Here is a 12,718-nt window from a genome sequence, read left to right on the forward strand (position 1 = left end):
TGGCTTGCTACAAGTGCCCGGGGTCGGGGACGGCCCGGTCCGCCGGCTCGCCGTACGGCAGCAGCTCGGGGCGCTTGGCGGGGCGGCCGTCGCCGGAGGAGCGGCCGGTCAGCCGCCGCCCGATCCAGGGGCCCAGGTGCTCCCGGGCGAACCGGGCGTCCCCGATCCGCCGGGCCATCCAGCCCGGCGGCACATGCGACGGCAGCGGGGCCCGCCAGTCCTCCTCGGCGGGCAGCCCGAGCGCCTGCCAGACCGCCTCCGCGACGCGCCGGTGCCCCTCGGCCGTCAGGTGCAGCCGGTCCACGTCCCAGAGCCGCTGGTCCCCGAGCACCTCGGCCCCGTACAGATCCACCACCAGGGCGCCGTGCCGGGCGGCCAGCTCGTCCACGTACGAGAAGAGCCCCTCCATGCGCGGCCGGAACCGCTCCATCACAGGGCCCCGCCGGCCCGGGCTGCGCATCAGGACCAGCGTCCGGCAGGCGGGCGCCAGCCGCTCCACCGCCTCCTCCAGCGAGGCGCGGATCCGCCCGAGGTCGCACCCCGGACGGAGGGTGTCGTTGAGCCCGCCGACCAACGAGATCACATCCGGCCGCATCGCCGTCGCGAGGTCCACCTGCTCGGCCACGATCTGGGCGATGAGCTTGCCCCGCACCGCCAGATTGGCGTACCGGAAGCCGGGCGTCCGGGCCGCGAGCCGGGCCGCCAGCAGATCGGCCCAGCCCCGGTAGGTGCCGTCCGGCAGCAGGTCGGACATGCCCTCGGTGAAGCTGTCGCCCACCGCGACAAAACTGGTGTATCTAGCATCCGTCTCCATGGCGAGCCCATGGTAGACGGAGCGGCGCCACCCCGTGCGAGGGGTCCGCGATCCGGGCGGTGTCCCTGCCCGGTGGGTCCGCGTCCCGGGCGGTGTCCCTGCCCGGTGGGTCCGCGTCCCGGGCGGCGCACCCCCATGCCGAGGCCGCGTCCCGGGCGGCGTCCCCGCACGCCGGGGCGCGGGGTCCGGGCCGGCCCCGCGTGCCGGCCGGCGGACCGCCCGGGTGACCGGCGGTGTCAGGACGCCGGGCGGCCGACCAGTTCGCGCAGGACGTCCTCCATGGTGACCAGCCCGGCCAGCCGGCCGTCCTCGTCCAGCACGGCGGCCAGATGGGTGCGGCTGCGGCGCATCGCGGTCAGCACGTCGTCCAGCGGGGAGGCGGCCCGCACCCGGGCGATCGGCCGCATCGCGGAGACCGGGAACGGCACATCGCGCGGGGCGGCGTCCAGCGCGTCCTTCACATGGAGATAGCCCAGGATCCGGCGGTTGGCGTCGACCACCGGGAACCGCGAGAACCCGGACTCGGCGGCCAGCGCCTCCAGCTCCTCCGGCGTGGTGCCGACCCGGGTGCGGACGACCCGCTCCAGCGGCATCACCACGTCCCGCACCGGCCGCCGCCCCAGCTCCAGGGCGTCGTGCAGCCGCTCGGTGGCCCGGTCGTCGAGCAGCCCGGCGTCACTGGCGTCGGTCACCATCCGGGCCAGCTCGTCGTCCGAGAAGGTCGCCGCCACCTCGTCCCGGGTCTCCACCCGCAACAGCTTGAGCAGACCGTTGGCGACGGCGTTCACCGTGAAGATCACCGGGCGCAGCGCCCGCGCCATGGCCACCAGCGGGGGCCCGAGCAGCAGCGCCAGCCGGGAGGGTTCGGCCAGCGCGATGTTCTTCGGCACCATCTCGCCCAGCAGCATGTGCAGATAGGTGGCCACGGAGAGGGCGATCACGAACGAGATCGGGTGCACCACGCCGTGCGGCACCCCGACCGCGTCGAAGACCGGCTCCAGCAGATGGGCGATGGCCGGTTCGGCCACGATGCCGAGCACCAGGGTGCAGAGCGTGATGCCCAGCTGGGCCGCCGCCAGCAGCGCCGAGACGTGCTCCAGGCCCCAGATGACACTGCGTGCCCGGCGGTCGCCCTGCTCGGCGGCCGGCTCGACCTGGCTGCGGCGCACCGAGATCAGGGAGAACTCGGCGCCGACGAAGAACGCGTTGGCGACCAGGGTGAGCAGGCCGATCAGCAACTGGATCCCGGTCATCGGCCCGCCTCCCCGGTGGCCGGGCCGCTCCCGGAGGCGCGGCCGTCCGGGCCGCTCCCGGAAGCGGGTCCGGGGCCCGAGCCGTGGCCGGCGCCGTCGCCGGCGCCGCTGCCCGGGGCGGACGCGGGATCCGAGCCGGTGCCGGGGCCGGTGCCGGGTCCTGAGCCGTCGCGTGGGCCGGTGTCCGACCCGCGGCCGTCCGGTCCTGAGCGGCGCCGGGAGCGGCGGCCGTTCGGTCCTGAGCCGTCCGGGGTGCCGTCGCCGCCCCGGCGGCCGGGCGTGTCCGGGCCGGCGCCGCCGCGCCCGCCGGGTCCGGCCGGGGGCTCCGGGCGGTCGGGGGCGTGCATCAGTACCCGGGCCGCCCGCCGGCCGGAGGAGTCCACCACGTCCAGACACCAGCCGGCCAGCTCCACCCGGTCACCGACCGCCGGTATCCGGCCCAGCTCGGTCGCGACCAGACCGGCGAGGGTCTCGTACGGGCCGTCCGGCACCCGCAGCCCGATCCGCTCCAGCTGATCGGTCCGGGCGGCGCCGTCCGCCGACCACAGCGCCCGGCCCCCGGCGTCCTCGCCCGCCCGGGCCAGATCCGGCGTCTCGTGCGGGTCGTGCTCGTCGCGCACCTCGCCCACGACCTCCTCGACGATGTCCTCCAGCGTCACCACCCCGGCCGTGCCCCCGTACTCGTCGATGACCACGGCCATGGTGGCCTTCCCGGAGAGCCGGTCCAGCAGCCGGTCCACCGTCAGCGTCTCCGGTACGAAGAGCGGCTCCCGCAGGATGTCCGCGACCGGTTTCCGGCTCCGGTCCGCCGCCGGAACCGTCAGCACGTCCTTGATGTGGGCGGTGCCCACCACCGAGTCCAGACCGCCCCGGTAGACCGGGAAGCGGGAGAGCCCGGTCGCCCGGGTGGCGTTGGCGACGTCCTCGGCCGTGGCCTGCGCGTCCAGCGCCACCACCTGCACCCGGGGGGTCATCACGTTCTCCGCGGTCAGCTCGGCCAGATTCAGGGTCCGGACGAACAGCTCGGCCGTGTCCGCCTCCAGGGCACCCTCCTTGGCCGAGTGCCGGGCCAGCGCCACCAGCTCCTGCGGTCCGCGCGCCGAGGCCAGCTCGTCGGCGGGCTCCAGACCCAGCTTGCGCACGATCCGGTTGGCCGTGTTGTTGAGATGGCCGATCAGCGGCTTGAAGGCGGCCGTGAACACCCGCTGCGGGGTCGCCACCACCCGGGCCACCGCCAGCGGCGAGGAGATGGCCCAGTTCTTGGGCACCAGCTCGCCCACCACCATCAGCACCACCGTGGACAGACCCGTGCCGAGGACCAGCGCCACCGAGGAGGCCATCGAGTCGGCGAGACCCAGATCCCGCAGCGGCCCCCGGATCAGGGCGGTGATCGACGGCTCGGAGAGCATGCCCACGATCAGATTGGTCACCGTGATGCCGAGCTGGGCGCCGGAGAGCTGGAAGGTGAGCGAGCGTACGGCGCCGAGCGCGCCCGCCGCGCCCCGGTCACCGCGCTCGACGGCCCGCTCCAGCTCGCTCCGTTCCACCGTGGTCAGGGAGAACTCGGCTGCCACGAAGGCGCCGCACAGCACGGAGAGCAGCAGCGCGACGAACAGCAGAAGCACTTCGGTCATCGGATCACCTCCATTCCATGATCCGCCACCGGGCGCGGGCATGACGACAGGACGGGACAGAACACGGGACAGAACGGGACGGGACCCGGTGGTCCGGGGGCCCGCACGGTGCCCGGCCCGGTCCGGAGCCGGGCGCTCATCGGCCCGCCTTCCCGGCTTCGCCCCGGTCGGAACCGGGCCAGACGTACGGCAGGTCGTCCGGTACGCCGGGGAACCGCGTCCCGTAGAAGTCCGGGTCCTTGCGGACCAGCGCCGACTGGTGGCTGCGGTGGAAGTCCGGGTCACCCAGCCAGGGCGGCAGCTCGCCCGCCCCGGCCAGCAGGCCCTGATCCCGTACGACCGTCCCGGGGCGGTGGTCGCCGAACCCGGCCAGCAGGGTGCCGGCGCAGGTGTCGGCCCGGCCCTGCGCCGTCCAGTGCCCGCACACGTCCAGGCCGTAGCGGACCAGCGCCTCCTCGTACCCGGCCCACATCCTCACCGCCGGGTGCCTGGCCCAGCCGTACCCCGGCACGGTCAGCCCCCGGAACACCTGGAGCGCCTCCACTCGCTGCTTGCCCAGGCGGCGGGTGTCGAGCGCGGCGGCGGAGGCCAGGAAGTCCGGGTACGGCAGGAAGGTCTGCATGGAGCGTCCCTACCCGGTTCGGCGCCGACCAGTTCCCGCCCGAGCGGGGGAGACCCGGCCGCGCACCGCAGGGGGACGGCATGGGACCGGGCCGCCCCGCCGCGTACCCGGGGGCAGGGTGCGGCGGGACGGCCCGGGGTGTGTGGACCGGCGGTGCGGTCGTCACCACATGAGGGCGTCGGCGGCGGTGTACTGCCAGTAGGTCACCTGGGCGGAGCTGTCCACCCAGACACCGGCCTTGGGCAGCGCGGGCTTGGCGGGCGCGCCGACGGAGCCCGTGTCGGTCCTGTTCACGAAGTGGACCTCCAGGCGGTGGGCGGTGTAGCCGTGCGTACCGGAGCCGTCGGCCGCCGAGGTGGTCACCCCCGCGTACGCGCTCTCGCCCGGCATGAGGGAGACGACGGCCTGCGGCTGGCTGTCCCGGTTGACGGTCGTGGCGGCCTGAGCGTCGTCGAAGCGCAGCGCGGGGGCGTAGTACGCGTCACAGAGCGTCTTGCCGGTGTTCTTGACGGTGATCAGCAGGTGGTTGACCGGGCTCTTCACCGGGGTGACGGTCACCTTGGTGGTGGCGGCGGCGCAGGTCACCCGGGCGGGCTCGCCGCGGCCGGCCGCCACCGCCTGCGAGGGCGCGCCCAGGGCGACGGCGGTGGCGAGGGCGGTGCCGGTGACGGCGAGGAGCTGACGGGTGCGAAGACGCATGGGCTCTGTTCCTTACTGAACTGAACTGATACGGATGCGGGAACCGCTGCTGAGACGTGATCGTGTACGTATCCGGTGGCGGCCGGAGCCTCCGGGCCCGGCGCGCGGGGGCGCCGGAAGCCGCTCGGGCGGGCAACGTGACCGGGGTGCACGGTCGTTCGCAGCGAGCGGCGTGCTTGGATGGCCACAGCTTGCGGGGTGATCCGTCCCATCGGCCAGCGATGCCGGGGGAATGGGACGGTGGAACGGCCACGCAGCCGCTGACCTGGGGAAACGACCCTCCCCTGGGACGCTGGAACGGGACGGACGACATGCTCGGGGGAGAGAACACGATGGCTGGCACGGGGCCGACGGACGAGTTCGCGGCACTGCTGAGGCTGTTGAAGGAGCGGGCCGGGCTGAGCTACGGCACGCTCGCCAAGAGGCTGCACCTGAGCACGTCCACGCTGCACCGCTACTGCAACGGGGACGCGGTTCCGGTGGACTACGCGCCGGTGGAACGGCTCGCCAGGGCCTGCCGGGCCAGGCCGGACGAGCTGGTCGAACTGCACCGGCTCTGGGTGGTCGCCACCGCCACCCGGCAGGCCGCTCGCCGCGCCGAACAGGCGGCCGGGGCCGCGGGCGCCGCCCCGAGCGCCGCCGCCCCGTCGGCTTCCGTCCCCTCGGCTTCCGCCCCGCGGGCCGGGTCGGGACCGGCGTCCGGTGGTACGGACCGGAGCGCGCCGCCGGTGTCCGGTGACCCGGTCGGTGGTGACCCGGTCGGTGGTGACCCGGTCGGTGGTGACCCGGCGCCGGACGGTTCCGGTGCGGGCGCCTCCGGGACGGCCGGCGCGGCACCGGACCCGCGGGGCACGCCGGACTCCGGTGATGCCGGGGAGACAGGGGAAGCGGGGGAGACCGGCGCGGCCGGTGCGCCTGCCCCGGGCGCGGCCGCCGGGGTGGTGGCCGTTCCGGTGCGCGGGCGTGGGCCCCGCCGTCGTACCACCGTGCTGATCGGTGTCGCCGTCGCCACGGCCCTCTGCGCCGGGTCGCTCGTCGCGCTGCTGAGCCCCTGGGGGGAGAAGAAGGAGGAAGGCGCGCGCGCCGAGGTGGCGGCGACGGCCGGTGCCCGGGCCGCCCAGTCTCCGCTGCCCCGGGCCCCCCGGTCGGCCGGAACGCCGTCGGCGTCCCCGTCCCCGTCCCGGTCGGCCGGGCCGGGGACGAGCGGCTCGCCATCCCCGTCCTCGCGCGCCTCCGCCTCCGCGTCGTCCGGCGGCCACGGCGAGGCGGGCCCGCAGGGGGCGGCGCCCGGGGGCGGGACGGACGGGACCCCGGTGACCGTCGGCGTCACGTCGCACGTCTGGGAGAACCCCTGCGGCCCCAACTTCCTGGTCGACCGGCAGGCCACCCAGGTGCCGCCGCCGCCCACCGAACAGGACGCCCCGGGCTGGACGTCGGCCCTGGGCGCCGTGGCCTCGGACGAGCAGCTCGTCAGACTCACCGTTCAGGGCACCGGGTCGGAGACCGTCGTCCTGGAGCAACTGGCCGTCCGGACCGTCCGGTCCGCGCCGCCGCTGGCCTGGAACGATTTCTCCAGCGCCGTCGGTTGCGGCGGCGGGGTGGAGACGGCCTCCTACGCGGTCGACCTGGACTCGCCACGGCCCCGTACCACGCCGGAGGCCGGGCAGCCGGAGTTCGCCTTCAAGACCAGCCACAGCGACCCGGAGGTGTTCTACGTCCGGGCCCGTACCCGGGCCCATGACGTCAGCTGGTACCTGGAGCTGCACTGGTCGAGCGGGAACCGGCGAGGGGTCCTGCGGATCGACGACCACGGGCAGCCGTTCCGGACCAGCGCCAACAACTCCCGGCCCGGGTTCGACTATCCGCTCGGCAGCAGTGGCTGGGAGGCCCGCCTGCCCCAGGACCCGGCGACCGCCTGAGCCGTACGATTCCGCGCGCGTGCGATCCCGTGCGGCACCGGCCGTGTGCACGGGCGGCCCGCGACCCGGCGACCGCCGGGCGGCCCCGGCCCGGTCGCGGCTCCCGCCCGGCTCCGGGACGTACGGCTCCCGGGCGGTGCGGACCCTCGTCCCCGGCTCCCGCCCCGCCCCGGATCGCCGGCGGCTCCGGCTCCGGGGGAGGGGACACGAAAGAGGTGGGACCCCCCGCCCTGGCGGAAGGGTCCCACCCCTGCTCGGCCTCCGGAGCCGCTCCGGTCAGACGCCGGCGACGCTCTTGATCCAGGAGCGGTAGGCGGTCACATTGGTGTACGCCGTGGTGGTCTGGCGGTCGCTGGTGGAGGCGACACCGACCTGGGCGCCATTGGCCACCATCGGACCGCCCGAGTCGCCGCCCGCGGTGATGCCGTTGCCCCGGCGGGCGCAGATGGCCGAGCCGTTGTACGCGTCCTGGCAGCCGCCGGTCACGATGACGTCCGCGACCTTCAGGTACCGCGACTGACAGTTGATCTCGGAGCCGCACTGGGAGGTGGCCCCCCAGCCGTACACCTGCACGGTCTGGTTCACCGACACCGATCCGGGCTGGCCGAGGCGGGCGTAGGTGGCCGAGACGGAGCGGTCGAGCTTGACCAGCGAGAGGTCGGCGGAGGAGTTGTTGTAGACGCTGACGCCGTTGGCGACCGTACCGCCGCTGCTCTGGTCCAGGCTGCCGATGCGGAAGGACAGCCCGCCGCCACTGACGCAGTGCTTGGCGGTGAGGATCCAGGTCGGGGCGATGATCGAGGCGCTACAGGTCTGCTGACCGTTCGAGAACAGCCGGGCCGCCCACGGGGCGTTGTTGGCGTAGCCGCCGCCGATGATCGGCTGGACGGCGGTGGCCTGCGGGACGGCGGCGGGCGCCGGTGCCTGGGCGGACGCGGTGGGGGCGAGCGTGAGCACCGAGAGCGCGGTGGCCGCGAGGGCGGGAACGAGACGGGTGATGCGCACAGTCTTCTCCATTGTGTGGGGGCTGGAGCGTCCTTCTTGAGGACAGTCGCCGCATAAACATGCAGGCGCGCATAAACGCGGGCTGGGTAGACCCTGTTGCGTTCATGCCAGGTTCGACTGCGGTGAATCTCGCAGACACCGGGGTGACGGCGCAAGAGGTTGACGGCCGAAAGTTGACGGAGTGTCTGCCGGTGCCGACGGCTCCTCCGGAGTCGGGTGAGGGATGCGTAGAGATGCGCTTTACGGCATGTCCAAGCTGCTTTGCGGGATATGGGCCGCCCTGCGCCGGAAGCGTGCCTCTCGTCTCCTGAGCGCGGCCATGAGCGGCTCCTGGGCGCGCTCCTGGCCGCCTCGGGGCGCGCTCTCGGCGGCGGTGCCCCCAGGCCCTCCCCCCCCGTACGGGTGTCTCAGCCCTGGACGAAGCAGAACTCGTTGCCCTCCGGGTCTCCCAACACTCAGAACTAGCAGTTCTGGAGTGTCGGCATGGTGGCGTCGGTCCTGGTCATATGGGCTGACACGGCCCCGGGCGCAGAGACTGCCACAGGTTGACGACAGGGGTGCCGCTGCGAGACAGGAACCCGCGACCCATCGGGGCCGCTGCGAGGTTCACCACGGGGCGTACGAGGGGTGACCGGCCATCCGGAGTCGGCGGTCCCGTGGCCGGCGGAGGGCGGACCGCCGGGGCGCTGCGGCACGGCTTCGCTGCCGGGTGGGCGACCGGGGCACCGCGTGGTGCGGCTGGTGCCTGAACGACTTCCCGGCGGCCGAGGTGGAGATCGACCACGTGCGCCCGCTCGCCCTCGGGGGTGAGGGCGTGGACAGCAACGTTCGGGTGCTGTGCCGTTCGTGCCACGCGTTGAAGACCGCTACCGAGTTCGGCAGTGCCCGGCCCTGACGATGCCTCGCGGGTCGGGCTCCGCTCACCGCTGCGTCCACCAGGCCCCGGCGGCTCCGCCGAATGCGGTGGCCAGGGCGACGAGCCATCCGGGGATGCGCTGGACGGTCAAGTGCATTCCGCCGCAGCGGAGTTCGAGCGCGGGGCGGTGGTCGGTCTGGGCTTCCATTGGCATGTCTCTATGGGATCGGAAGCCGGGTGTCCCGCACAACACCTGTCAATGGCCAATGCCGCCAAAGGCGCCAAAGATCAACGCCGCCCCACTCCCGAAGGAGGTACCCCTATGCCCAGACGACCCCGCCCTCCGTGCACCGTCCCCGGGTGCCCGGAGCTGACTGCCCGGGGCGGTCGGTGCCCGGCGCATCAGCGGGAAGCGACGGCGCAGCGGGTGACGCGGGGACGAGCGCGTACGGCCCTCGGTGGCCGGGGATCCGCCGCCGCTACCTGTACGCGAACCCGTGGTGCGTTCTGTGTTCCGCGCCGGCGACGGTGGCGGATCACTTCCCGGAGTCGCGGCGGTCGCTGGGTGGCAGAAGAACGGCGCCACCACCATCGCCGGCCAGTACCGCGCCCAGTTCGCCCGCTAAATCCGCGAACTCTCCCCGAGCGCACGCACCGCGATCACCGTGCCGGAACCTGATGACGACGACTCGGATATCTGGGACTGAAGGCATCACAAGGAACTGGATGTATGGTATCGCTGGAATCGTGAGTGAATAGAGAAACCCCGCACCTACCTCAATTATGTGAGCTAGGTGCGGGGATTTCCGCTTTCACGCCGCCTGATGCCCAGCGAGCAGAGCCGAAACTTTTGGCACGTCTGCGTATTTCTGCAAGCGGTGAAGGAGTAGGTTGACCCGCTGAGCTGTCCTCTCGGACGTGATTTCAGAAGACAATGTAATTACACGCTCTGCTACTGATGCCGCTTCCTCGGGCTCGTTTGCATCGAGAAGGGCAACCGCGAGCCACGAGAGGTAAAGAGCTATTTCTCGGGTGTGTGTTGCATCGTATCCAGTGAGCACGTCTCGGAGTAGGGGGACCGCACGCAACGGTCGATGCAGCTCCGTGTAAACGCGGGATTCCATCACCCTTAGTTCTCCAATATTAACCCAGTACAGATAGGCGGGAGATTCTCCTTGATCGTGTGTGTCGAGCGCCTCAGAGGCTTCCCCCAGGGCGCGCATTGCCTGTTGTTCGTTCTCTGCGCCTCCGGCTTTTGTGTGCGCCCATGCGACGCGATCCAGATACAGGGCGCGGGCTTTCGGTGGGGCTTGCGCTCCCGCGCCATGTAACGCTGCCTGAGCGAGGATCAACCCTTCGGCTTCACGGCCGGTGTTGGCCATCTGATAGGCCAGAGACCCGGCAAGATTTCCCGCAAGGGTATTATCTTCTGCTTGTTTCGCAGCGCTGATGCCCAGTCGGTAAATTCGCTCTGCTTCTTCATGTTGGCCGGCATCGCTAGCAATCCATCCGGCAATTTGTGCCAGCTCGCCAATTTGACGTAGCAGTTCCCTCCCCACCTCGCTGGTGTGCTTCCCCTCCCGGTAAAGCTTTACAACGGCACGGAGTTCGCGAAGTGCGGGGCGAATCAAGTCACCCCCAGCAAGGAAATCATCTGCCAGTCGTAGTCCGTGCACGCGCTTTTGTATATCAGCTACTTTGGCGGCGTCGACTTGGCGCCCTGAGCGGGCCTTTAGGGGGCTCAGTGGATCACCATCGGGGAGGAAGTCCGCCAGTGTCGGCAAAGGCGGCACAGCAGGCTTCGCGGGCTCTCTGAGGGCCTGTACCGCGACGCCCAATGCCTGCGCAATGAATGGCAACCACTCTCGGGGAGTCCGCTTGCCCACTTCGTACCGACTGATCTCCTGTCGGCCGATCGGATCCCCGCTGATGCCTGCGGCGCGGCACGTTTCTCGTGCTAGACGCGCCTGACTCCAGCCTCTCTCTTTGCGTAGGCGCTTGATGTTGGCCCCAGTGGCACTGGTCATGCCTCCATTCTGGCCGACAGTTGGCCGACACGTGGCCGCTATGCCCCGACTCGCGTGAAGAGGACGTTGGGGATGCATGCAAGACCCCCGCGACCGTGCGACCGGCCCGGGGGCGTGGACGACGCTGCGGAAGGGCGCCGACGTGAACGAGAGTACGTCCGCACGGACAAGGACGGGAGGGGCCCTCGGCGGTGCCCGCGCCTGGGTGCTGAGCCGGGGGCGGCGGCGGACTGATCCGCAGCCGGGGGAGCGAGCAGCGCCCGTCGTCTTCGAACGGTGCCTGGTATGCCGGGCGGCGCGCGAGAAGCAGGCTTCGGCCGGTGCGCTGGACTGGGGCGCGGTGATCCGTCAGCACCCGCACCGGCGCTCCACGGACTGGCGGTTGATGTGAGCGCGCCGGAGCCGGCATCGCGGACGGTATTGTCCTGGCCGCCGTGCCGGTGCCCCAACCCCGACTGCCCGTACAAGGCGCAGACGCCGGAGGGGATGCGCCGGGAGAGGCCCGGCACGGCGCGGCTGCGGGCTGTGGAGGCTCGGCGGGGCCGGGAGCGCGGGTGGCTGGGGCGGACGCTGTGAGCGCGGCGGAGAGCGGCTACTACCGGTGCGAAGTCCTGGTGGAGGAACTCATTGCCGAGGGTGTCACGGTGCCGTACGCGTACGCGTCGCCCACGTCCCTGCTGGGGCCGAAGCTGGTGCTTCGCTGGCTGCGCTCGGCGGCCTGGCGCGCGGCGGAGACCCTGGACCGCAACCCGCTGGGCCGGGCGCCCGAGGTCAGTGGGGAACGCGTGGTGGTGTCGTGTGCCGGGCAGTTACGGGCCTGGTGCGAGGACGCCGCCGGCCAGAGCGACACGCGCCAGCGCGTCAAGGCGGGGCAGGTGTGGACCACCGTGTTCTCCGACCCGTACCACCGGGTCACGCTCTCGGCCCGCCCCAACCGGTCAACCTCCCCCGCAGCGGATGGTGTTGGTCGGGCGAAGTGCGATCCGCCCGCCCGTCATCGAAAGCGTGGACACGGAACGGGCTTATGGGCGGCGGCCCGTACCGCATTGATTTGTCTGGCAGCTCTCGCTTCCTACGCGGCGCTCGGCTGGCTGCTGGCCGTCGTGCTGACGCGCTGAAACCCCGCCCCCTTCAAGGCTCCCGTCCCCTTGCTATATGTGCCCCTGGATCCGGCACGAAGGGGGCGGGGAATCCGCCCGGCTGCCGCCACGCAAGGGGACAGCCGGCAGCCGGGCGGGCACTCCCACCACCAGGCCGCCACAAGCCCCTCCCCGCCCGGACGTACCGAAACCGAGTCCCCCACGGCTTGGAATCCCCCGGGCGGGGAGGGACCCCATGGGAAAGGGACACGATGCCTTCGCAGTCGCCGCACGAACGCCAGGCACACAGGATCAAGGCACTGAATCACCTTTCCGACATCCGGGGCGCCTACGAGTCCGGGACCGCGCTGACCGTCCTGGCACGTCAGTACGCGGTCAGGTGCGAGTGGCTGCGCGAACGGCTCGTGGACGACGGAGTCGAGATCCGCGACCGGGGCGAGGCCAACCGTGCCCGCGCCCTCGCCCACAACAAGGAGCGCGCCATGGCCGAGCCGGACAGCCAACCACCGCCGGGGAGGTTCCGCCCGAAACAGTGCACCGCGACAAAGAGGTGGCTGTTCTGGACCGGCGACACCGTACGTCAGGAAGTGCTGGCCTGGTGCCCGGACGTGAACGCCGACCAGGGCGAGGTGTGCGGCCTGTATGCCGGTCACCCCTCGGCCCACGGATGCGACGTGATCGACCCGGCGGCCGAAGCCCTCCGCGAATCCCTGTCGCACTACATCATCGACGTGGGATGGGTACCGGGCCCACCGCCCCGACCGTGATCGGCCCGGGTCGGCCGTGATC

General features: G+C 72.2%; 13 protein-coding genes. 5 read left to right on the forward strand and 8 right to left on the reverse strand.

The window, feature by feature from the left end:
* Nucleotides 1-7 precede the first annotated feature (7 nt).
* From NX801_RS08260 to NX801_RS08280, 5 genes are all read right to left on the reverse strand, one after another.
* Nucleotides 8-814 (reverse strand): SGNH/GDSL hydrolase family protein, encoded by an 807-nt coding sequence (locus NX801_RS08260; RefSeq protein WP_258786534.1) that lies wholly within the window; start codon nucleotides 812-814, stop codon nucleotides 8-10.
* Nucleotides 815-1,050: 236 nt separating this feature from the next.
* Nucleotides 1,051-2,067: a hemolysin family protein gene (locus NX801_RS08265; RefSeq protein WP_258786536.1), complete on the reverse strand. Its 1,017-nt coding sequence runs from the start codon at nucleotides 2,065-2,067 to the stop codon at nucleotides 1,051-1,053.
* Nucleotides 2,064-3,701, reverse strand: coding sequence for a hemolysin family protein (locus NX801_RS08270; protein WP_258786537.1), 1,638 nt, complete (start codon nucleotides 3,699-3,701; stop codon nucleotides 2,064-2,066). Before NX801_RS08270 ends, NX801_RS08265 begins: the two co-directional genes overlap by 4 nt.
* 136 nt (nucleotides 3,702-3,837) lie before the next feature.
* Nucleotides 3,838-4,323: an MSMEG_6728 family protein gene (locus tag NX801_RS08275; RefSeq protein ID WP_258786538.1), complete on the reverse strand. Its 486-nt coding sequence runs from the start codon at nucleotides 4,321-4,323 to the stop codon at nucleotides 3,838-3,840.
* Nucleotides 4,324-4,485: 162 nt separating this feature from the next.
* Complete coding sequence (locus NX801_RS08280; protein ID WP_258786539.1) at nucleotides 4,486-5,022, reverse strand: DUF4232 domain-containing protein; 537 nt, start codon at nucleotides 5,020-5,022, stop codon at nucleotides 4,486-4,488.
* Nucleotides 5,023-5,354: 332 nt separating this feature from the next.
* Here NX801_RS08280 and NX801_RS08285 point away from each other — a divergent pair, with 332 nt between their 5' ends.
* Nucleotides 5,355-6,941, forward strand: coding sequence for a helix-turn-helix domain-containing protein (locus NX801_RS08285; protein ID WP_258786540.1), 1,587 nt, complete (start codon nucleotides 5,355-5,357; stop codon nucleotides 6,939-6,941).
* Nucleotides 6,942-7,217: 276 nt separating this feature from the next.
* Here the strand turns inward: NX801_RS08285 and NX801_RS08290 are convergent, their stop codons facing one another.
* Nucleotides 7,218-7,946, reverse strand: coding sequence for a S1 family peptidase (locus tag NX801_RS08290; protein WP_258786541.1), 729 nt, complete (start codon nucleotides 7,944-7,946; stop codon nucleotides 7,218-7,220).
* Between the two features lie 709 nt (nucleotides 7,947-8,655).
* Between NX801_RS08290 and NX801_RS30725 the strand changes: the two genes are divergently transcribed.
* On the forward strand, nucleotides 8,656-8,841 hold the full coding sequence (locus tag NX801_RS30725) for an HNH endonuclease (protein ID WP_309505802.1): 186 nt from the start codon (nucleotides 8,656-8,658) through the stop codon (nucleotides 8,839-8,841).
* 25 nt (nucleotides 8,842-8,866) lie between these two features.
* On the opposite strand, the gene NX801_RS08300 is transcribed toward NX801_RS30725, so the two are convergent.
* Nucleotides 8,867-9,010 (reverse strand): hypothetical protein, encoded by a 144-nt coding sequence (locus NX801_RS08300; protein ID WP_258786542.1) that lies wholly within the window; start codon nucleotides 9,008-9,010, stop codon nucleotides 8,867-8,869.
* Between the two features lie 292 nt (nucleotides 9,011-9,302).
* Between NX801_RS08300 and NX801_RS08305 the strand changes: the two genes are divergently transcribed.
* Complete coding sequence (locus NX801_RS08305) at nucleotides 9,303-9,428, forward strand: hypothetical protein (protein WP_258786543.1); 126 nt, start codon at nucleotides 9,303-9,305, stop codon at nucleotides 9,426-9,428.
* 186 nt (nucleotides 9,429-9,614) lie between these two features.
* Here the strand turns inward: NX801_RS08305 and NX801_RS08310 are convergent, their stop codons facing one another.
* Nucleotides 9,615-10,829: an NsdA family TPR-like regulatory protein gene (locus tag NX801_RS08310; protein ID WP_258786544.1), complete on the reverse strand. Its 1,215-nt coding sequence runs from the start codon at nucleotides 10,827-10,829 to the stop codon at nucleotides 9,615-9,617.
* A 572-nt stretch (nucleotides 10,830-11,401) separates the two neighbouring features.
* Here NX801_RS08310 and NX801_RS08315 point away from each other — a divergent pair.
* Both NX801_RS08315 and NX801_RS08320 read left to right on the forward strand, forming a co-directional pair.
* Nucleotides 11,402-11,947, forward strand: coding sequence for a hypothetical protein (locus NX801_RS08315; RefSeq protein WP_258786545.1), 546 nt, complete (start codon nucleotides 11,402-11,404; stop codon nucleotides 11,945-11,947).
* A gap of 233 nt (nucleotides 11,948-12,180) precedes the next feature.
* Nucleotides 12,181-12,696 carry a hypothetical protein gene (locus tag NX801_RS08320; RefSeq protein ID WP_258786546.1) on the forward strand — a complete coding sequence of 172 codons (516 nt, stop codon included), beginning with the start codon at nucleotides 12,181-12,183 and terminating at the stop codon, nucleotides 12,694-12,696.
* Nucleotides 12,697-12,718 lie beyond the last annotated feature (22 nt).

The organism is Streptomyces pyxinae (assembly GCF_024756275.1).
Taxonomy (GTDB): Bacteria; Actinomycetota; Actinomycetes; order Streptomycetales; family Streptomycetaceae; genus Streptomyces; species Streptomyces pyxinae.

What these genes read in the sequence shown, in the direction of transcription:
- NX801_RS08260 (WP_258786534.1), bottom strand. Translation starts at nt 814, where the DNA reads ATGGAGACGGATGCTAGATACACCAGTTTTGTCGCGGTGGGCGACAGC.
- NX801_RS08265 (WP_258786536.1), bottom strand. Translation starts at nt 2,067, where the DNA reads ATGACCGGGATCCAGTTGCTGATCGGCCTGCTCACCCTGGTCGCCAAC.
- NX801_RS08270 (WP_258786537.1), bottom strand. Translation starts at nt 3,701, where the DNA reads ATGACCGAAGTGCTTCTGCTGTTCGTCGCGCTGCTGCTCTCCGTGCTG.
- NX801_RS08275 (WP_258786538.1), bottom strand. Translation starts at nt 4,323, where the DNA reads ATGCAGACCTTCCTGCCGTACCCGGACTTCCTGGCCTCCGCCGCCGCG.
- NX801_RS08280 (WP_258786539.1), bottom strand. Translation starts at nt 5,022, where the DNA reads ATGCGTCTTCGCACCCGTCAGCTCCTCGCCGTCACCGGCACCGCCCTC.
- NX801_RS08285 (WP_258786540.1), top strand. Translation starts at nt 5,355, where the DNA reads ATGGCTGGCACGGGGCCGACGGACGAGTTCGCGGCACTGCTGAGGCTG.
- NX801_RS08300 (WP_258786542.1), bottom strand. Translation starts at nt 9,010, where the DNA reads ATGGAAGCCCAGACCGACCACCGCCCCGCGCTCGAACTCCGCTGCGGC.
- NX801_RS08310 (WP_258786544.1), bottom strand. Translation starts at nt 10,829, where the DNA reads ATGACCAGTGCCACTGGGGCCAACATCAAGCGCCTACGCAAAGAGAGA.
- NX801_RS08320 (WP_258786546.1), top strand. Translation starts at nt 12,181, where the DNA reads ATGCCTTCGCAGTCGCCGCACGAACGCCAGGCACACAGGATCAAGGCA.